Annotated in this window: 17 protein-coding genes and 1 tRNA gene; 5 read left to right on the top strand and 13 right to left on the bottom strand. The window is 35.4% G+C overall.

Going from position 1 to position 21,142, the window contains the following annotated elements:
* Nucleotides 1-860: 860 nt before the first annotated feature.
* The 5 genes from trpD to CFE53_RS00460 form a co-directional block, all read right to left on the bottom strand.
* Nucleotides 861-1,859 carry an anthranilate phosphoribosyltransferase gene (trpD, locus tag CFE53_RS00480; protein WP_148119944.1) on the bottom strand — a complete coding sequence of 333 codons (999 nt, stop codon included), beginning with the start codon at nt 1,857-1,859 and terminating at the stop codon, nt 861-863.
* A 106-nt stretch (nt 1,860-1,965) separates the two neighbouring features.
* Complete coding sequence (locus tag CFE53_RS00475) at nt 1,966-2,403, bottom strand: hypothetical protein (protein ID WP_148119943.1); 438 nt, start codon at nt 2,401-2,403, stop codon at nt 1,966-1,968.
* Nucleotides 2,404-2,675: 272 nt separating this feature from the next.
* Entirely contained in the window at nt 2,676-3,368 is a 693-nt protein-coding gene (trpC, locus tag CFE53_RS00470; protein ID WP_148119942.1) for an indole-3-glycerol phosphate synthase TrpC, read from the bottom strand.
* 18 nt (nt 3,369-3,386) lie between these two features.
* Complete coding sequence (locus tag CFE53_RS06925; protein WP_148119941.1) at nt 3,387-4,160, bottom strand: methyl-accepting chemotaxis protein; 774 nt, start codon at nt 4,158-4,160, stop codon at nt 3,387-3,389.
* Nucleotides 4,161-4,164: 4 nt separating this feature from the next.
* On the bottom strand, nt 4,165-4,935 hold the full coding sequence (locus tag CFE53_RS00460) for an MBL fold metallo-hydrolase (RefSeq protein WP_148119940.1): 771 nt from the start codon (nt 4,933-4,935) through the stop codon (nt 4,165-4,167).
* Between the two features lie 527 nt (nt 4,936-5,462).
* Here CFE53_RS00460 and CFE53_RS00455 point away from each other — a divergent pair.
* The 4 genes from CFE53_RS00455 to CFE53_RS00440 all read left to right on the top strand — a co-directional run bounded on the left by CFE53_RS00455 (nt 5,463) and on the right by CFE53_RS00440 (nt 8,611).
* Nucleotides 5,463-6,101: a DDE-type integrase/transposase/recombinase gene (locus tag CFE53_RS00455; protein WP_148119920.1), complete on the top strand. Its 639-nt coding sequence runs from the start codon at nt 5,463-5,465 to the stop codon at nt 6,099-6,101.
* Nucleotides 6,102-6,173: 72 nt separating this feature from the next.
* Nucleotides 6,174-6,263, top strand: a tRNA-Ser gene (locus CFE53_RS00450).
* A gap of 161 nt (nt 6,264-6,424) precedes the next feature.
* Nucleotides 6,425-8,383: a ferrous iron transport protein B gene (feoB, locus tag CFE53_RS00445; RefSeq protein WP_148119939.1), complete on the top strand. Its 1,959-nt coding sequence runs from the start codon at nt 6,425-6,427 to the stop codon at nt 8,381-8,383.
* Nucleotides 8,384-8,407: 24 nt separating this feature from the next.
* Nucleotides 8,408-8,611 carry a FeoA family protein gene (locus CFE53_RS00440; protein ID WP_148119938.1) on the top strand — a complete coding sequence of 68 codons (204 nt, stop codon included), beginning with the start codon at nt 8,408-8,410 and terminating at the stop codon, nt 8,609-8,611.
* An 83-nt stretch (nt 8,612-8,694) separates the two neighbouring features.
* On the opposite strand, the gene CFE53_RS00435 is transcribed toward CFE53_RS00440, so the two are convergent.
* Nucleotides 8,695-9,846: an inositol-3-phosphate synthase gene (locus tag CFE53_RS00435; RefSeq protein ID WP_148119937.1), complete on the bottom strand. Its 1,152-nt coding sequence runs from the start codon at nt 9,844-9,846 to the stop codon at nt 8,695-8,697.
* 145 nt (nt 9,847-9,991) lie between these two features.
* Here CFE53_RS00435 and CFE53_RS00430 point away from each other — a divergent pair, with 145 nt between their 5' ends.
* Entirely contained in the window at nt 9,992-10,630 is a 639-nt protein-coding gene (locus CFE53_RS00430) for a DDE-type integrase/transposase/recombinase (protein WP_148119920.1), read from the top strand.
* 192 nt (nt 10,631-10,822) lie between these two features.
* On the opposite strand, the gene CFE53_RS00425 is transcribed toward CFE53_RS00430, so the two are convergent.
* The 7 genes from CFE53_RS00425 to CFE53_RS00380 form a co-directional block, all read right to left on the bottom strand.
* Complete coding sequence (locus CFE53_RS00425; RefSeq protein WP_148119936.1) at nt 10,823-12,109, bottom strand: bifunctional L-myo-inositol-1-phosphate cytidylyltransferase/CDP-L-myo-inositol myo-inositolphosphotransferase; 1,287 nt, start codon at nt 12,107-12,109, stop codon at nt 10,823-10,825.
* Nucleotides 12,110-12,947: 838 nt separating this feature from the next.
* A complete protein-coding gene (locus tag CFE53_RS00420) occupies nt 12,948-13,997 on the bottom strand; it encodes a bis-aminopropyl spermidine synthase family protein (RefSeq protein WP_148119935.1) in 1,050 nt (349 codons plus the stop codon).
* A 268-nt stretch (nt 13,998-14,265) separates the two neighbouring features.
* A complete protein-coding gene (locus CFE53_RS00415; protein WP_253254775.1) occupies nt 14,266-15,147 on the bottom strand; it encodes a Stp1/IreP family PP2C-type Ser/Thr phosphatase in 882 nt (293 codons plus the stop codon).
* A gap of 10 nt (nt 15,148-15,157) precedes the next feature.
* Nucleotides 15,158-17,827: a PEGA domain-containing protein gene (locus tag CFE53_RS06885; RefSeq protein WP_216360698.1), complete on the bottom strand. Its 2,670-nt coding sequence runs from the start codon at nt 17,825-17,827 to the stop codon at nt 15,158-15,160.
* Between the two features lie 38 nt (nt 17,828-17,865).
* Nucleotides 17,866-19,119, bottom strand: coding sequence for a hypothetical protein (locus CFE53_RS00390; protein ID WP_148119934.1), 1,254 nt, complete (start codon nt 19,117-19,119; stop codon nt 17,866-17,868).
* Between the two features lie 116 nt (nt 19,120-19,235).
* Nucleotides 19,236-20,447, bottom strand: a complete 1,212-nt coding sequence (locus CFE53_RS00385; RefSeq protein ID WP_148119933.1) for a 26S protease regulatory subunit — start codon at nt 20,445-20,447, stop codon at nt 19,236-19,238.
* Nucleotides 20,448-20,486: 39 nt separating this feature from the next.
* Nucleotides 20,487-21,128 (bottom strand): hypothetical protein, encoded by a 642-nt coding sequence (locus CFE53_RS00380; protein WP_148119932.1) that lies wholly within the window; start codon nt 21,126-21,128, stop codon nt 20,487-20,489.
* Nucleotides 21,129-21,142: the final 14 nt, after the last annotated feature.

The raw sequence follows: 21,142 nt of genomic DNA, 5'->3' as shown, positions 1-21,142 counted from the left end.
TTATTACTTTGATAGGAATTAAGACGGTAATTAAAAAATAGTAAAAACCCTACTTTATAAATATATAATTAAATTTCTAAACACTAAGATAAAGAAAAAGGTATCAAAAGATATTTTAGAGTTTTCCGTTTTCCAGTATTAGGGAGTGAATATCTCGTTTATAACTCTTTTTTACAACCCTTATTTATTTTTTCTGTTTTTAAATTATCTCTTTTGATGAGGTTGATAAATAATAAAAAATTGTATAAAAATGGAAAAAAGTATTTGAAAAATAAAAACACTCTTTTTCCTGTCTCGAATATAAATTTTTAAAAAGTATAAACAATTATAGATATTTTCTATCTAATTTCTAAACATTTGGAGAAAGTAATCCTCTGATATTTTTTGTAATATGTTCATTTTTATCTTTAAAGTTTAATATTTTCTAATTTCTGCTTTTGATGGAGACTAAGTTAAAAATAATAATTAAATAAAATAATAAAAAAACATTTTAAAAATAAGGAGAGAATTTTACCATAATCATTCTAAGAAGGTCGTTATTCCCTCTAAATGTTCAATAGCAGATTAGGAAATCATCTATTGTTTATAACTTTCCAAATTTATCAGAGTATGAGTTTTTATTTTTAATTTCTTATAATAGTTTTAATTTAAAATTTTATCGAGAGTTTTTTGATAAGAAAATGGTACAATCAAATTTGTTCTTTAATACTAAAAAAACATTAAAAAAGTAAACCATGTATGCTGGTTCCACTATAACCAGGGATAAAGTTCTTACCAACAATAAAGGTTTACCTTTTAACTCTTGAGAATATAGAAAGGAATACTAATTAATAGGTTAGGAGTTTTTAAAACAAATTCTCTTATTTCGAACTCTCTGATTTCAACTTTTCTGAATACCTCCTTATATCCTCCAACTTCTCTAACACTTCACCGCTGTCTATGGCATTACTTACCATCTCTACCGCCTCTGAATAATCTGACGCTATCCCACAGGTATAGAGAACTGCAGAGGCATTTAGTACTATAAAGTTTCTATCCTCGTTCCTCTTACCAGAGAATGCCTTAAGTATCCTCTCTGCACTCTCCTCAGGACTACCACATGGCACTATCTTCGTCCTCTCCAATCCAAAATCCTCTGGAGATAGAGTATAGGTCTCAATTTTATTCCCTACAACTTCACATACCTTTGAGGGACCTCTTGGATCCAACTCGTCGAGACCATCCCCATGGACTACAAGGGCCCTCTTAACCCCTAACAACTTCAAAGCCTCTCCAACCTTCTCCACCAGATCTGGAGCGTTGACACCTACCATCTGATACTCTGGATTCGCTGGATTTGTTAGAGGACCTAAGATGTTGAATATAGTTTTTATGCCCAATTCCTTCCTAACAGGCATGATCCTCTTTAGGGCTGGATGATATCTTGGAGCAAAGAGAAATACAAAGTTCGTCTCTTCAATCATCTTCTTTGCCTCTTCAGGTGGAATGTCTATCTCAATACCTAGTGCCCTCAGTACATCTGCAGAACCACTTTTAGAGGTAACAGATACATTTCCATGTTTTGCAACCTTCGTAAAGGTTGAGAGTATTATAGACACTGCTGTACTTACATTTACAGTGGAGGATCTATCTCCTCCAGTTCCACAGGTATCTACTATACCTCTGCCAAGATCCACCTTGATGGCCCTATCTCTCATAGCCTTTGCAAAACCTGCGATCTCTTCAGAGGTGACACCTTTAGTCTGAAGTGCTGTAAGGTAGGCACCTATTCTTACATCGCTCTCCTCAAGTAATTGGTTAAATAGATTATAAGCCTCTTCGAAGGTTAGATCGTATCCTTCTACGATCTTACTCAGCATAAGTTGACCCCCATAAAACTTTTAAATATTGTTCCAATGACTCCAGAGGCTGTCCTTAATGGTTAAAATAAATAAAAATATTATAATAAATAAAAAATTATTATATTTATTTCATTAATTTTCCATACAACATTCCTCCAACAGCTCCAAAGATAGCACCCAATATTATATATAGAGGGATACTTAGTATAGTGAATATCATTAAAGACGTAGGTCCCCCCATCATCATATTCATATACTCAGAGGTGTAGTAATTTGCCATAAAGGGAGCCATTACTCCATATGTGATAAAAGTTATTAGAGTATCTAGTACACAATTGACAAATCCTGCAACACCTCCACTTAACGCTCCAGATATGAGATAGTCCCTATCACTTGGATCAAATTCCTTTGACATTAAATAGGCAGTGATAACACCAGATAGAACGTACAGAAGACAACAACAGCAGTTTAAGCATGCTATTACAGGAACAGACGACAGTACTCCACCAATAACCCCTCCAATTAATATAGGTTTAACCATCTCATCTCTTATATATCCCATAATTTCACCAGACTATACTATATTTATCTTTATCCCCTATCTCTTGAAGATTCCTACACACCTTACAGAACTCTCTACTGTACTGGGATAAATTTTCCTCTCTTCTCAAACTTTATAGTGCCTAAAAAACTTCCCCTTCCAACTCTAACTTTCTATTTATTTTATAAATTTTAAAAGAATAATAAAAATATTAAAAATAATTAATAAATTATAATAAAAAACGATGAAAATCTCTAATAACGAAATATCATCTGTAAATCATCATTTTTTACTTAACATAACTTAGCCTCTACAAAACTTTTAACGAAGTTTAAAGTATCCTCCGCCCTCATAAAACTTGTGCCTATAAGGGCTGCATCTGTATACTTCAGGGCTACCTTTAGATCTTCCAAGGTGGCGATACCACTTTCACTGACAGAGATAATACCCTCTGGTAGGTACCTTGACAACTTTGCTGTAAGGGATACGTTGCCGTCGTCAAGTTCCAACTTAGAGATGTCCCTATTGTTTATCCCTATCATAGTAGTATTAGTCTCCTTGGCTATCTCCATCTCTTCCTTACTATGAACTTCAACTAAAGTATCTAACCCATGCTCCAAGGCATAGTCAACGAACTCCCCAGTTTTCTCCTTTAGGAGTCTCCCTATTAGTAGGATTGCACCCCCTTCTGCCTCTGCAGTCCTTTCTATCTCCTCCTTTGATGTAATAAAGTCCTTCCTCAATACAGGGAGTTCTGTAGATGCACATATCTTTTTAAAAACGTTAAAATCCCCCTTGAAGTACCTTTTATCTGTAATGTAGGATATACCTGCAACCCCTGCCTCCTCATATATCCTAAGGATATCTATCTCATCCCTACCATTAAGTAGATCGCCGTACTTTGGAGAGAAGACTTTTATCTCTGCGATAATTGGGTTCTTACCCTCCCTCTTCTTACTCAATATAGACTTTGCCATCCTGTGCATGAAATCACCAGGTTGAAATTAACCAACTTTTTTGCCACTTTCACTTATAGCCAGTTGAACTAACAGATCTCCTAACTTTCTGTTAAACCTCTCCTGCATCTTATTGAAATTCTCCATTGCTAAAGATATACCACTTAAACTTTTAATATCATGAACGAATCTCTCCTGATCTTTTGTAATCTTATTCAGTTTGTTGTTTATCTCCACGATTTCGTTGATATCCTTTGCCAACATTTTTGTTCCTTCCTTTGTCTTATCTATAACATTTAACACATCCTTCAACACTTCAAGATCTCTCATAACTTCAGAGTTGAATTTTTCAATCTCCTTCGTCAACTTCATAGTTTGATTGGCCATCTCCCTAATTTCATTGGCTACAACTGCAAACCCTCTTCCAGATTCACCAGCCCTTGCAGCCTCGATGGAGGCGTTTAGGGCTATTAAACTGGTATGTTTTGCAACATCGTTTATGGAACTACTCATCTTAGATATGTACTGTAGGTTCTCAACGAGATGATTAAACTCCCTTGCAAATATCTCTAACTTCTGAAAAAATGGTAGAAAATCATCTCTAAATTTTTCTAAATCTTCAATGATCTCAGATAGATTTTCTATATTTTCAACAATCCTTTCGTTATTTTTTACAAAATACTCACTAATATCAGTTACTAAGTTGTATATTATCTTGGAGGTCTCTTTATTTGCAGATTCTATACGAACAGCATCTGCAAAGATATCTGAAACTATATGTAAATTATCATTATCCTTATCTTTGTTATGATTTTTTTTCATCTAATCACCTTAGTAGATCTGTACCACACTTCAAATTACTTAAGAAATTGAAGAACCTATTGACATGTTTCCTTGGGATAATCCCTCCATGTTGAGGGATAATAGCCTCTATATCTAAATTCCTAACCCTGTTAACCCAATGTTTTAGAGCGTGATTATTTGCCATTAATTTCTCATGTAGTGGTTTCATAGCCTCGATATGTTTATCCATATCCTCAATTATCAGAGATGGTTCCTCCAACATAGCTATTCCAATATCTCCAGTAAATAGGAATTTACTCCGTCTATCGTAGATGGTGAAATGTCCAGGACTGTGGAGGTAGTGGGCAGGTATAAACTCTAAGGTTGTTGTACCAAAGGTTATCTCCTCACCTTCATCTGGTAGTGGATGTGCCACACTGTCTACATCTTCAAATCCGAAATGTGGTAAGAACCTAATCCACAACCAACTTGTAACAAGTTTCGCATTTGTTATAGCCCTCCAAAGTGGGACACTTCCCGCCACATCTGGATCCTGATGACACATGTATATGTACTCTATATTCTTAGGATTTATATACTTAGAAACATTAGAGAGAACCTTTGGAAATATCTTGTATCCCCCTGGATCCAGTAAAAATCCTCTCTTCTTATTTACAATTAGATAACTGTTGACGTCTACGTCTCCACTACCTGACATATTTGTTCCAAGGTAGATCACCAAGTGGTCTTCATCCCTATAGAGAACATGGTCTTTCCTTGGATCCAGTCCGTATTTAAGGTTGTACGTTGCCATTTTTTACCCCAAAGTTATTTTAATATAGGGTTTATTATTCTTAAATAGGTTATAATTTATATTAGTTATATTTTATTTTTTTATTATTATTTTTTATTATAATAATATCTAATATATAAATTAATTATAATATTTTATCTAATATTATTCATTTAAATATATACTACTTTCAAACCAGAAAAAAATTATAAAAATTTCTTTTAAATACTAATCTTGTAATAGATCCTATCAAAAACCCTGATAGAGAATATTAAAAAGATAAGTGATAGAGAATATTAAAAAGATAAGTCATACCTCACATTTTTTAAAGATTAGAAAAACAAGGTGTAGGTTCTTTAACAATTCTGATTTATACTAACGGAGAGGACCCTTCTTATTCTTAAATGAACCCCCTAAAAAGAATCTGATTTTAATTATTTTTACCTTAGTTCTATATTAAAATAATGATTTAAAGAATAATAATAAAATTCTGGGTCCTGTCCACATAAAACAAACATCATATATAACAATGTACATAAGATACTATTATGCTAAGAGTAAAAGATATTATAAAGGAATTAAAAATCTTTAAGAGGAACAAAATACCTATAGAAATTAAAACACTCGCCATTGCAACCTACATTCAGACATCTTCAGTAAGAAGAACTGCCAGAATTCTTTCAGAGATTTATCCAGTCTCAAAAACATCAGTTTGGAACTGGATAAATAAGTTTAAAGAAGAATTATCCATTACAACAGAGGAAAGAGAAAGAGATCTAATAGCGGTGGATGAAACTGTTGTTAAAGGTGGCGGGAAGCACTATTACGTTTATTCAGCTGTAGATGTTGAGAGGAATGAATTAATTTTAATGAGAGTCTATACAATAAGGAATCATCTAATTACGAGGTCCTTTGTAAAGAAAGTACTGAAGTACTGTAGGGGTGAGCCTAAATTCCTTATAGATAAAGCCCCATGGCTAATTAGTGCTCTAAAAAGTCTTAATTTAAACTTTGAACATCAGACCTTTGGGCGGGGGAGTTTGATAGAATCGGTGTTTTCTTCTCTGAAGCAGAGGGTAAAGATCTTTTTCTGCTCTATTAATGCTAAAAATCCTGTTAGAAACTGGAACTTCTTTTGTAGGTTATTTGTTCTGTATTATAATAAACTGAGGTGGTGTTTATGTTAAGTGGACAGGTCCTATGTATACAACCGAAAAGTATATATAAGAATTGCTTTATTTATTTATTTTTGGAATAGAGCGGAGGTGGTCGAGCCTGGACTAAGGCGCCGGACTTGAAATCCGGTGGGGCTCTGCCCCGCAAGGGTTCAAATCCCTTCCTCCGCGCCATAATTCTTTTTTATTTAGAAACATTTTTAACTTTAATTAATAAATTTAATATTCATAAAACCGAAAAGTATATATAAGGATATTTTGAGAATTAATTTAGGTTAATAAATTTAAAGAAGATTAATAATATTATTAATTGATAATACTGTTAAGGTGGTATAATGGATGATATAAAAACTGTTGGTTTAGCAGGCCAACCTAACGTTGGAAAGACAACATTATTCAACGAATTAACAGGGATGGTTCAACGGGTAGGTAACTGGCCAGGTGTAACTGTCGAAAAGAAAGAGGGAACAATGGTTTATAAGGGAAGAAAGTTCAACATAGTCGATCTACCAGGAACCTACTCCCTCAAGGCAGACTCCCTAGATCAGAAGATAGCAAGGGATTTCATAATTGAAAATAAGGACGCTATTATTGTAGATGTGATAGATACAAACAATCTCAGTAGAAATCTCTACTTAACACTACAGTTGATAGAACTTGGGAGATCACCGATAGTATGTTTAAACTTCATAGATGAGGCGGAGAAGTACGGTATCTCAGTAGATAGTAAGAAACTCAGTGAGAGGTTAGGAGGACTAACAGTTGTAAAAACCTCTGGTAGGTACAAGATAGGTATAGAGGACCTAAAGGAGGCTATACTGAATTATAAGCCTATATCCTGCGAAATTAGATACTCTGAACTGTTGGAGGGTACAATAGATAAGATAGTTGAAAAGTTAGAGAGGTATCCTCTACCTACAGATGGGAAGTTTAAAGGAGTTCCAAAGAGATGGCTGGCTATATCCTTCCTAGAGAGCGATCCTGAGGTTCTAGAGTTATTTAAAAAGAATGAAGATCTGTTAAATGAGGCAAAGAAAATAAAGGAGGAGTTGGAAAGGGAGTTAAAACATGACGCAGAGAGTTATGTTGCTGAAGAGAGGTACAAAAAGATAGATGAGATACTGAAGGGCATCTGGAAGGAGAATATAATATTCGACGATATAGATAAAATACTCCTCCACCCAGTATATGGAATAATAGTTTTCTTCATTGTTATGTATATAACATACAGTTTTGTTATAGGGTTAGGTGATGTATTTATAGAGTATATTGATACCTTTTTTGGGTATTTAGGAGAGTATGCAAGTGGGATAGTTCCAGAGCCATTTACAGGTGTTGTAGTAGATGGAATAATTGGAGGAGTAGGGACGGTACTTACCTTCTTCCCATATGTGGCCTTTATGATGTTCTCCCTGGCTCTACTGGAGAGTCTTGGATATCTTGCAAGGGTCTCTGCCCTCTTCCACAAGATAATGGCTAGGATAGGTCTCAGTGGAGGTTCCACAATACCTCTACTGATCAGTTTTGGATGTAACGTTCCAGGTTTAATAGCTACTAGGACGATTCCCGATCATGTCAGGCGAATTGCCACACTCCTTGTAGCACCTCTCGTCCCATGTGCTGCCAGATTTGAAGTAATTGCATTCATGGCTGCCATGTTCTTTGAAAAACATAACGCCTTATTTGCAATGGGGATAGTAGGTATAACCCTTCTAATCCTAGGTCTTGTATCCTACGTTATCAGTAAGTACCTAGTAAAGGGCGAACCTGAAGATCCTATCTTTGAACTACCTCCCTTTAGACTACCTGATTGGAGTTACATCTTTAAAAGAACCTGGGCATATACTAAGCACTTCCTAATAAGGGCAGGAACTATAATACTGGTAGGATCTATACTGTTCTACTACCTACTGTACTATCCAAGTGAGGAAAACTGTTACGGTATGATACTGGGGAGAATGGTGGAACCTATAACTCAACTTATGGGCATAGACTGGAGAGGAGCACTTGCACTGATGGCTGGGATCATTGCTAAGGAGTTGGTAGTATCTACTATGGCGCTGGCCTACGGTGGAGAGTCGGCAATAGCAAATGCATTAACACCACTTCAGGCATTTGTCCTAACATTAGTTACTGTACTGTATATCCCATGTTTAGCCACAATAGCAACCTTATTCTTTGAAACTGGAAAGAATACAAAATGGACATTATTTGCAGTAGGGTATAACTTAACGTTGGCTACATTGATAGGTATAGTAGTATACAATATTGGACGACTCTTAGGCTTTGTATAAAAAATATTTTTTTCAGGTGATAGGATGGGTAGCCTTGCAGATAAAAAACCAGGTACATATATAATTAAAGAGATAATTGGTGAATATAAAAAACTCTATGATTTAAGGATCGTACCTGGCACAAGTATAACAGTTATATCAAACGAGAAAGATCCAATGATTGTAAAAATAGGTAATTGTAAGATAGCCATAGGAAAAGATGTGGCAAAATCGATAATTGTGGAATAAAGTATAGAATTTATTATTATTTTAATTATTATTTTTTTAACAATTATTTAATAATTAATTTTCAAAAAATATTTAGACTATTTTTATAACCACTTAGTTTTAAGTCCTGCCCACTGGCGCATCTTTTCATAGGCAATAATTCTTGGTATGTTACCCTTTTCTGCTGGTCCCGGGTTCTTCATATAGAAGGCGTTAACCTCATATACTGTTCCCCACTCTTTTCTCTCAACAGCTATTTTTCCTAGTCTCACTAAATCAACGAGTAATCCAGCCAATGCAGGACTGTCGTTTATTCTTCCATTTATAACAAGTTCATCTAAGGCCCCGTTGAAACTTACATATTCGATATGCATGGATATGAACTTTCTATCTCCCAGAGGTTCAAGGTATCCAGTTGGTCTTATGTAGTGAGGAACTTCATAGCCTAAGATATCCTTTACAACACTGGACTTTGTATATTCCTTACTCTTATTTCTCTCCTTATGTGTTAATGCCAGGAAATCTGTATTTCCACCTATGTTAAACTGGACTATACTTCTAACGTATCTGTTTCTCTGGGCAAGATGGGCCAATATATCTGCAGTTAAAGGTGTTGCACCAGTTGCACCATCGTCTCCAAAGATAACTAGATTACTCTCCTTGGCAAGTTCAAAGAACGCCTTATCGTTTGCTATGAGGGTGGGAATTGCATTTATAAATACAGCTCCCCCTACATCCTGGGCATAGAGTGAAGCGGCGTAGGTGTAAGCCTGTGTTGCAGTTAATCTCTCTCTATCATCATTTTCTATAGCCTTTATTAACTCATCTTTGTTGTTAAATGGTCTAAATGCCTCAGTTGTACAGACGTTGATAATGACATCAGTTTTCATCTTCTTCCATTCGTTGACGATCTTCTCTATAGCCTCAGCAAGGGATCTTTTATCCTCTAAACCTTCTCCCTCAATTGGTAAGTTTCTGAGACTTCTTAGGTGTATTCCCTTCCTTATTACTATGTTTTTAAGACTTTCTGGGATCTTATTTCCATCGTATCTTTTAACAACTTCGTAGAGATTCTTTCCAATTTTATCTGTATCAACATCGTAAGAACCGACTATTTTGATATTTTCTACTTTTATAGGTAGTTCATTTGCTAAAGGAATACCGTAGTATCCTAACTCTCCACTTTTTATCCTCTCAACTCCTATTGCAAATATACTCCCTACATATCCCTGTCCAAGTATAACCACCCTTACCATCTCCCCCACCTCTACCCTCTAATTTTTATTTTTTTATTGTTAATAATTATTATCTAAAAACTAATTAATATATTTTTTGGTTCTTTACATGGTCCTGTCCACATAAAACAAACATCATATATAACAATGTACATAAGATACTATTATGCTAAGAGTAAAAGATATTATAAAGGAATTAAAAATCTTTAAGAGGAACAAAATACCTATAGAAATTAAAACACTCGCCATTGCAACCTACATTCAGACATCTTCAGTAAGAAGAACTGCCAGAATTCTTTCAGAGATTTATCCAGTCTCAAAAACATCAGTTTGGAACTGGATAAATAAGTTTAAAGAAGAATTATCCATTACAACAGAGGAAAGAGAAAGAGATCTAATAGCGGTGGATGAAACTGTTGTTAAAGGTGGCGGGAAGCACTATTACGTTTATTCAGCTGTAGATGTTGAGAGGAATGAATTAATTTTAATGAGAGTCTATACAATAAGGAATCATCTAATTACGAGGTCCTTTGTAAAGAAAGTACTGAAGTACTGTAGGGGTGAGCCTAAATTCCTTATAGATAAAGCCCCATGGCTAATTAGTGCTCTAAAAAGTCTTAATTTAAACTTTGAACATCAGACCTTTGGGCGGGGGAGTTTGATAGAATCGGTGTTTTCTTCTCTGAAGCAGAGGGTAAAGATCTTTTTCTGCTCTATTAATGCTAAAAATCCTGTTAGAAACTGGAACTTCTTTTGTAGGTTATTTGTTCTGTATTATAATAAACTGAGGTGGTGTTTATGTTAAGTGGACAGGTCCATATTAATAATTAGAAAATAATAAAAATGGATAAAAAACAGTAAGTCGTTTTAGAGAAAAATCAGTCAATGATATATATTTCACTCTTTTTGAGTAACTTAAAAAATACCTCATAGATATTAAGATAATTTTCATTAATATAGAAAAAATAAAAAAAGAAAAAATATATTCCGAACACTGTTAACCTCTATTCTTTTTCCACACCAACCACACTGTCAATGCCACCCTAAGATTTGTTAAAACTGCCAGTAGAATAAAAAGAACTTTTATCTGTCCTATTAAACAGAACAACATAGTTAAAAATATTCTCTCATCTCTTTTCCCAATGAGATACCTCATTGTGGGAATCTCTTCGTATATGCTCCTTCCATACACTGCTCTGTAACACTCTGTCGAATAACTTACCATTACAGAGCCGAAGATGGCGATCCCTACTATAGCCCACCAGAGAGGTTCTTTAATTGCGACGTAAGCCAAAGTAAGTAAAAATGTAAAATCCACGTATCTATCGAGGATCGAGTCTACATAACCACCAAATCTACTTGTCTTCATACTGGCACGTGCGATCTCTCCATCAACACCGTCAAGTATAGAACTTATTTGATACATAATCCCTGCTAAAGGGATATTGATAAAATTTAGCAATGCCGAGAAGATTCCAAGGAGGAAGGTTATTACAGTTATCTGATTTGGAGTGATATAGTCAACGAGGAGGGAACTTACCCTTGTGGAGATCTTTCTATTTAAATACCTTGAAATAAAGCCATCTCCAACCCCCTTTACAGAGGTTTTTACTATAAGATTCCTCGCTTTTTTAATATCTTCTGGTACATCAACATCTGTCCAGAAAAGTCCATCTACAAAGGTTACCCTAAGTTTTGCCCTCTTTACAACTTCACTTAATTCCACAGTATCCTTCTCCGAGAGGATCTCTTCAGCGGTATGGAATATCTCTGGTGTAAGTGCAAAAAATCCAGTATCCACTCCATCAAAATCTTTAAGATGTTTTCCAATATCCTCAATATGGCCGTCCTTAACTTTAACCTTTGTAGATTCCTCTATATCTACATACCTTGGATTTCTATCCACTATAAGACCCTCTCCCTTTACAGCCTCCTGGAGGAATGTTCTTCCATAGATATGATCGCTCATTAGAAGGAGGAATTTATCATTAACTACATTTTTCGCTAGATAGAGGGAGTAACCGTTACCTCTTTCAGGGTGTTCATTTATTACTATTTTAGCCTTGAAGTTATTCTTCTCAATAAAATCCCTATATTTATTTTCGTATTTTTTATTTGTAATAATTACAAACTCTTCAACTCCTAACTCCTCTAGGATCTTCATACTTCTATAAAGTATCTCTCTACCGGCAACTTTTAGAAGACCCTTGGGAGTCTCCTCGGTTATATTACCTAACCTCGTCCCAAGACCTGCAGCGAGGATTACAGCCCTCTCTGGAACCATTGAAATCACCTGAAAAATTTTATATTGATATTTATTATAACAGGGGGAACTTCTACTTTAAAAATTTAAATAAAATATTAGAAATTTGTTAAATTAAAATTACTCCTTTGAGATGTTTTTTGAGTATAAGATAGGATAATTATAGAGTCCATACTCTTCCCAGTCTATTTTTTAAATATTTATTTTATCAATTTTAATTTTAATAATGTTATTATGTTTAATTAATGGTTTTTTAGAACTATAAAAATAAAAATATAGAATTCACTATAAAACCGAAGATTATACGTTTCTCTCATATTTAGAAATAGCCTTAAGGGGTAATTTCTTTTTAAATTTGCAGAATTTCTAAGTATTTAAAAGAGGTGGATAGTATAAAAAGAGTAGAAATCTAGTTGTTATCCCTCTTTTATACCTAGTTGGAAAATTTTTACTTTCTTTATTTTTTATATTAAATTTTAATTATTTTAACTCCAATTCCCATCAAAAAATTCTGATAAGAATGACAATAATTATAAAAAGGTATTAATATCAGAATAAAAGATTATCTCCTGGAATGTTCTAAGGTACTATAGAAGTGGAGTAGATCCTTCTTAACAGGTTGCTATTGTTAATGCCCTACTTCCCATCAAAAGTGGTAATTACTTACTTGTTTATCCAGTATCCAATATTATTTTACTCTTTTATCCCATCCCTTCAGGAATTTTATTACATTTTATTATTATTCCTCTTAAGATTTTTATTATTTTTTATTCTAATTAAAATCTTGATGGGAGTCAGGGTTTATTTTACCTTATTTTTAAGTATTTGTAAAAATATTAAGATAAATAAAAAAAAAGAACTAAGTGGTTGAGGCCTCTTCGTCATTGTAGATATCTTCTTCTCTTATCTCTTCCTCATAGCCCTTTGAACCTTCGAGGGTCTGTATTCTAAACATATAACTCTTGTACCAGTTATAAGTTGGCCTAACCTTTACAGGGATCAACCTCCAGGCCCTTGTTTCTTCCTCGTATCCCCAGTTTACATACTCGTTAAAGTTCCTAACTATGTCCGTTATTACAACTTCAAACTCGTTCAAAAGCAGTTTTTGAATATCTCTCCACTTGTTTAAAGAACTCTCCCTTCTTGTTATACCAAAGTAGCCTGCACAACCTGGACCTTTTAAGGTGGCAATACCTCTACCGACGAAGGCCCTAATTGCATCTACAGTCTCTGGAGGATCTGTTATAAAGGTATCAAACTTTCTAAGTGCATAGTCTGGTAAAGGTTTCCTCAGATCGAAGGTAAATATCTCTATATTGTTATAGCCAATTTCCTCTGCAGTTTTCTCTATAAATTTGGTTAATCTATCGTCGATGTCTAAAACCGCTATTCTCTTTGGTAGTCCTGAGAGCATAAGGGCTATACTTGTTAAATCATCGTCTCCAAGAACAAAGACCTCCCTGTTTTCTAAATCACCTCTTGTATGCATGAAGATAATCCTTGCCACAGTAGTCTCGGGAGTTACATAGGCCTGATCAAACTCGTGTTTTGGCTCTGGTCTATTTTTAACGATCTCCTTAAACCTCTCAAGGAGATCTTTAAAAGCCTCCATATCCACAGTTTTTCCTTTACAATGGGGGCATGTATAATCTTCTCTTCTACCTATGCCGTACTTATCAACAAATCTCTTCCCATCCTCTGTTAAAAATACTCCGTCTCTGAACTCTATGTATCCAAGGTTATTGAGTACTTCTAGAACTGTAACAACTAAAGGCAGAGGCTCTTCACTTAGATCTACGATTCTCCATATATCACTACTGCTCTGAACTGCACCTATGATATTCTCTACAGTTCTCTCGTAGACTGGAATATCTGTTTTCTCTCTAACCTTTGCTACAACTTCTTTCACCTTAGCACCTCCTAAGAACTCTAAGGGATAAAGTTTTTTATAAATTTATAATTTAAATTTAACGTATAAACTTCTTAATATTTTTATATGTTGTTAAATAGGACAACATCATTACTATTAACTATTTGTACTAAAAAATAACCATTGAAATTTAAATAAAAAGATAATTATAATATAATAATAAAAATTTAAAAAATTATTTTTATTTTTAAAATAATATTTTTCTCAAATAGGATTTTAATTAAAAGAGCAATATAACATACATGCCTTAAGAAGTCTTTTTGTACACTACGATACTTACATTGTCCTTTGTCTTCTCCAATGCAATATCTAACAGTCTTTTAACGATCTCTTTTGGATCCTTATAACTACTTACAACCTTTAAAATTTCCTTTTTCTCCACGTAATCATGAAGCCCATCGGAACTTAGAAGAAGTGTATCTCCTTTTTTTAGATCCCAGAGGTAGATATCTATCTTAAGCTCATCTAACCCTAATGCCGAGGTGATGATATTTTTCATTGGATGTTCCATGGCTTTCTCCTCTGTAATCTGGCCACTATCTATTAAAGCCTGGACAAAGGAGTGATCCTTAGTTCTGTGAATTATACTTCCATCTCTAATTAAATACGCCCTACTATCACCACAGTTCGCTACAATACATCTGTCTCCCTTTACTATTGCAGTTGTCAGTGTTGTTCCCATTCCTTCCTTATCTCCGATAGCATTTTCCCTTATCTTACGATGGGCTAAATTGTAGGCTTCTTCCAATATTTCTTTAATCTCTTCAATGGATAGATCCTCTCTGTATCTCTCTGTTATAAAGTTCTCTAGAGTTTCCACTGCCATTTTAGATGCAACCTCTCCTGCGTTATGTCCTCCAATACCATCTGCAACTGCTAAGAGATAGATATCCTTGATCTTCTTAACTAGGATGTAGTCCTCGTTATGTGTCCTGTTGCCCTTATGAGATATGCCATAAACTTTATCCTCCTCGAAGATAATGTAGTCGCGATTTGGTGTTTCAATGTCCCTAGTTTTCTCCCTTTCAACTTTTTCTATTTCTTTTCTCTTTTTCTCAATTATATGACATAGAGCCATTCCAATTACAACTGATCCTATGAAGAGGAGTAATAACAAAAATATATACATTCTTTTCACCTTAACTCCATTCTCTCTTGATTCTATTTAACAATACCTTAAGTCTCTCGATAGTATCTTCTCCAATAGGTATCCCTTCTTTTATAAGATACTCAATGTGAGATATTACTTTTTCAAGATCTTTCCTGTTCTCCTCAGATTTCACATAGTCCCTTAACAACTCCAAGGTATCTAAGAGACCCACTTTATCATTTACCCTGGCGCAGTTCAGGGCTAGTTTTACTGTAGTTTCAATTAGATCCCTCGTTAATTTCTCTATTTCTTTCTTATCTGTTGAGATTTTTAATCTTTGAGTGGTTTTAGTTAGAGTATCTTTAAATTTCTCTTTCTCCCTAGTTAGTTCTTCTATAGAATCCAGTGCTTTTAGAAACTCATCTACGGATTGATATCTATCTTCCTTTCTCTTTGCTAAGAGTTTCTCGAAGATACCATCATACTTCGCCAACTCTTTATTGAAGTAACTTGGTGGTTTTGGTTTCACTGCAGGGTTTATCACCTTAGCCACGACAACTGTTGGAGTAATTCCCTCGTAGGGCAGTTTTCCAGTTAGTAGTTCGTAGAATATCAAACCAAGTTGATATATATCTGTTCTATGATCTGTATGTCCGTAGGTTTCCTCGTCTAACTGTTCTGGGGCGGCGTAGAGTAGGGTTAATCCCTTTGTAGTTGTAGCAGAGGTTGAGATGGCACCGATCTTTGCCAATCCCCAGTCTGTTATCTTAGGTGTTAGATCGGGAGTTATGAGGATATTCTGAGGTTTTAAGTCACGGTGATATATCTGTTTAGAGTGGGCATGTTTTAATCCTTTTGCAATACCTCTGATGAGATCTAAAGTTTTCTTCTCATCTACTGGTTTCGGATATTTACCTAAGTCTCGAATAACTTTGCCGTTGAGGGTTATTCCTTCGATATACTCCATCTCGATATGGGGTATGGGCTCTTCATAGGCGTTATAAAGTTTGACTATGTTAGGGTGGTTGAGGAGTCTCCAGGCTCTGATCTCCTTGAGGAAGAACTTTCTGGCTTTCTCGTCGAGATTTGGGATCTTTAAGGCTATGATTTTTCCGTCACTTCTTCTCTTGACTTTGAAGACTTTGGCGAAACCACCTTCACCTAAGAATTCTAAGGGTTTGTATTTGGGGAGTAATTCCTTTGGGAAGGCTTGGAGTTTTTCGTCTAGTTTCTCTGGTGTATCTGGTGAGGTTTCTGTAGGTTGTTTTGATGTCTCTGAGGGTTTTCTGCTTCTTGTAAGAATAATGAGGAGTAGTAATCCTATGATTAAGAGAGCTCCTATCCCTATATTCCCTAGCAGTGCTGTTATAGAAGTATTACTTTTAACAGTTTTTTCAGATTTAGTGTTAAGAGCTGTTATAATATTCGAACTATTCCAGTTATTTTCATCTGATGAGGATATTCCTGTATTCGTGTTTAAATCTGCTGAAATTTTTGTAATTTCTCCAGCCTTTACAACTACAGTTTTTTCATAAACTTTTTCTCCAAATATGGTTTTTATCTCCACATTATAACTACCTGGACTAAGGTTTAATTCTAAGGGTGTAATACCTACATATTTTCCATTGATATATACGTATGCTCTTGATGGATTGGAAGAGATTTTTAAGGTACCATAGAGTTTTAAGACTGCATTGATCTTTGTAGTTTTTCCAGATCTTAAAATTATATATGCTATATAATCTTCATATCCATCCTTGGATATCTTGACAGTGTAAAATCCTGGATCGAGTTTTAACTCTAAAGGAGTTTTACCTTTGTATTCACCGTTAATGTATACCTTAGCACCTGATGGATCGGACCTGATGTAGAGGGTAGCCTTCTTGGAGGTTAATTTGGCGTTGATGGTTTTTGAGTCTCCTGAGGAGACATAGACAGTATCAGAGTAGTCTTTGTAGCCGTCCTTCTTTATCTTGATAGTATGTGTCCCTGGTGATACCTCCACTGTAAGTGGAGTAGTTCCCTTGTAGTATCCATCTATGTATACCTTAGCACCTGATGGATCGGACCTGATGTAGAGGGTAGCCTTCTTGGAGGTTAATTTGGCGTTGATGGTTTTTGAGTCTCCTGAGGAGACATAGACAGTATCAGAGTAGTCTTTGTAGCCGTCCTTCTTTATCTTGATAGTATGTGTCCCTGGTGATACCTCCACTGTAAGTGGAGTAGTTCCCTTGTAGTATCCATCTATGTATACCTTAGCACCTGATGGAGTAGAGTAGATTTTTAAGATACCATAGGGCTTTAAAACAGCGTTAACTTCTGTAGTTTTTCCAGTTTTTATCTCTATCTTTGTTTCATAATTTTCATATCCATCTTTTGTGACTTTTACACTATAATTCCCTGGATCGAGTTTTAACTCTAAAGGTGTATTACCTCTGTATTCACCATTGATATAAACCTCTGCATCTGATGGATCGGAAGAGATTTTTAAGATACCATAGGGCTTTAAAAATACATTAATTTCAGCGATTTTTCCAGTTTCTATCTCTACTATTTCTGTCTCATAGCCTTCATATCCATCTTTTGTGACTTTTACACTATAATTCCCTGGATCGAGTTTTAACACTAGAGGAGTTTTACCTTTGTATTCATCATTGATATAGGCCTCTGCATCTGATGGTGTGGAAAAGATTTTCAGGAAGCCTTTTGGAGGGTACATCCAAAGGTATTTTCCTTCATAATTTACGTTTTTAATTATCACATAATAGAGGTATTAATAATTGCATTTGATATTCCAGTTTTGATAATATTTTGGTATTTTACGACAGCACTAGAATTTTTAACTATAGCGTTTGAATCTCCCCAACCATTACCCTTGCAAAGTGAAATATTATCAATGTTAAACTTAATTACATACTTATCTCCACCAACAATACAATTTCCATTTGGTGCAATAGTTATTGCATAAGCCTCATCCCAATAACTGCCACCGTAGGTTTTTTCCCATTTTACATTACCATTTTCATCTAATCGGAGGATCCAGAAGTCACTACCACCGGCACCGAAACTTCCAGTTCTTCCAGCAACTACTACATCCCCATTAGGAGCAATAGCAACTGCATAAGCCTCATCATCATCACTACCACCATAGGTTTTTTCCCATTTTACATTACCATTTTTATCTAATCGGAGGATCCAAATATCCTTTCCACCAGTACCGAAACTATTAGTATATCCAGCAACTATTATATCTTCATTTGATGCGATAGTTATTGCATAAGCCTCATCGCCTCTATTACCTCCATAGGTTTTTCTCCATTTTACATTACCATTTTTATCTAATCGGAGGATCCAAATATCCTTTCCACCAGTACCGAAACTATTAGTATATCCAGCAACTATTATATCTTCATTTGATGCAATGGCGATTGCTCTAGCTATATCATCGTCACTACCTCCATAGGTTCTTTGCCATTTTACATTCCCATTTTCATCTAATCGGAGGATCCAAAAATCTCCTTCACCGGCACCGAAACTATAAGTATATCCAGCAACTATTATATCCCCATTAGGAGCAATAGCAACTGCATCAGCCCCATCCCAATTACTCCCCCCATAAGTTCTTTTCCATTTTACATTACCATTTTCATCTAATCGGAGGATCCAGAAGTCACCCCCACCGGCACCGAAACTATAAGTATATCCAGCAACTATTATATCCCCATTAGGAGCAATAGCAACTGCATCAGCCCAATCCCTATAACTGCCACCGTAGGTTTTTTGCCATTTTACATTACCATTTTCATCTAATCGGAGGATCCAGATATCGTATCCACCGGCACCGAAACTTTTAGTTCTTCCAGCAACTATTATATCCCCATTAGGAGCAATATCAACTCCATAAGCTTTACCTTTAAACTCCTTCACCCAATAGATCTCCTCCCCCACTACAATATTCAAAAAACCCATAATTACCAAAAATAAAACCACAACTACAGAAAATCTCCTCATCCTCTCACCTTATTTATTGATACCCTCCAACACCAGTTATTTTATATCATAATTATTTTTAAAAATTATAATTATTAATATCAATTACGAATAAGTAAAATAGAAAATAGTTATTTTTACCCCCCAAACTCCTCCGCCCATTTCTCATACCTCTCAATATCCCTCTTAGTTAAAGGACTCTTTATCTTCTTAAAAGCCTCCTCGAAGTCCTCTTCAGTTAAGGGCCTTACTTTCAACTTCCTCTTTCTCAACTCCTTATAAGAAAGATTAGCCATCTTGTAGAGATCCCTATTAACATCCCTTATCATGTTCCATATAGCACCTTGGCAGAGGTTCTTCAGATCCCTACCTGAATAATATCTCTCTACGCACCTCTCTGCGATCCCATCTAAATCAACATTCAACTCAAGTCCCCTTGTATTGATCTTTATGATCTCCTTTGTAGCCTCCTTATCTGGTAGTGGTATGTATATCCTCCTTGGGAACCTGGAGAGGATAGCCTCATCTAAATCCCATGGTGTATTAGTCGCCGCAAGGGTTAATATCAACCTATCACTTCCCTTATCCTGGAAACCGTCCAACTCTGTTAATAACGTAGATAGCATCCTCCTGGAAGCCTCACTGACCCCCTCACTTCTCTTAGTAGTCAAAGCATCTATCTCGTCTATGAACACTATACTTGGATGAAGTTCCCTTGCAACCTCATACAGTGCAGTTATGATCTTTGAGGATTCACCGAAGTACTTACTTGTTACAGAAGATGCCTTTACGTTAAAGAATGTTGCATCTAAACTCCCAGCACATGCAGAGGCAAGTAGTGTTTTCCCAGTACCAGGAGGACCGAATAGCAATATACCCTTCCAGGGTTGAATGGAGGCAGGTCTCTGAAGTGCAGAGATCACTATAGTCTCCATCATAAGTTGTTTTACCTCCTTCAACCCCCCTATATCGTCCCACTTTATGGTGGATTTCTGTATCAGGTTGTTCTTTACATAGTTTTTAAACTTGTCAATTTCGTTCTCCCTATCCTCCTCGGTCTTTGAATCAGATGTGCTGGATGACGATGTTTTTATAGGTTTAGATCTAATAACTTTCGAGGGGTTGAGTATCTCCCCTATACTATCTGCCACTAACTCCCACTTTTTAGCCATTTCCAAATACTTTTTTTCGTTGTATCGATTATACTTAGCCATCTCCCTCAGTAATTTAGCACATTCCAATGCCTTCTTTTTGGCAACTACCTCGTTTTTCTCCTTCTTTGCTATCTCGTACTCTCTTTTAGCCTTTTTAAACTGACTTAGGAGAACTCCAGATAGATCGACCTCCAATATATACCCCCTCCAAATTATTGTATTAACGATTAAACCTTAATCTATCATCCTATCCAACTTCTTAAACTTCCTTTCAAAATCATCATCTTCTCTTTCTCTCTCTTCCCTGGATATTAGCCCCTTAGCATCTTCAACATCTAACTCCCCCTCTTTAACAGCCTGTATCGTACTTAGTATATCCGTGATATCCTCATCATGCTCCTCCGATGCAGAATCTAATATATTGTCTGTAATACCTAAGGCGCTATTCAACGTCTCAACTATATTTTCACTGTTTATCCTCATATCGATTAAATATCTCTCCAACTCCTGAGGTGACATGGACCTTAAGGTGTTCCATAGAGGTGTAGATTTTAAGATCTCCTCGTTCTCCTTTATAATTAGGATATTGTCAATGAACCGCACCTGTTTATTTAAGAGAGCATGGGAGTTCTGCAGTTGTTTTTTCCTCTGACTAAGGGTTTTTATCTTTGTAGCTATTGTTAACTCTTCACTTTTACTCTTCGCCCCTTTCGCCCTTTCAAATAGCATAGTAATCTGATTATCTATCTGTACTATCTCCTCCTCCAACTTTTTAATTTTAACATCTAACTTTATCTTAGACTCCCTTATTTTATCTAGGGGCATGTCTAACGGATTTTTACTTTTAAAAAATAGACTTTTTAACTTACTTAACATATTTATCCCTAAAT

This window comes from Methanofervidicoccus sp. A16 (assembly GCF_003351865.1).
In the GTDB taxonomy this organism is placed as follows: domain Archaea; phylum AGJL01; class Methanococci; order Methanococcales; family Methanococcaceae; genus Methanofervidicoccus.
Note: the sequence above shows the minus strand (reverse complement) of the source record. Positions and strands in the feature narration are given on the sequence as shown.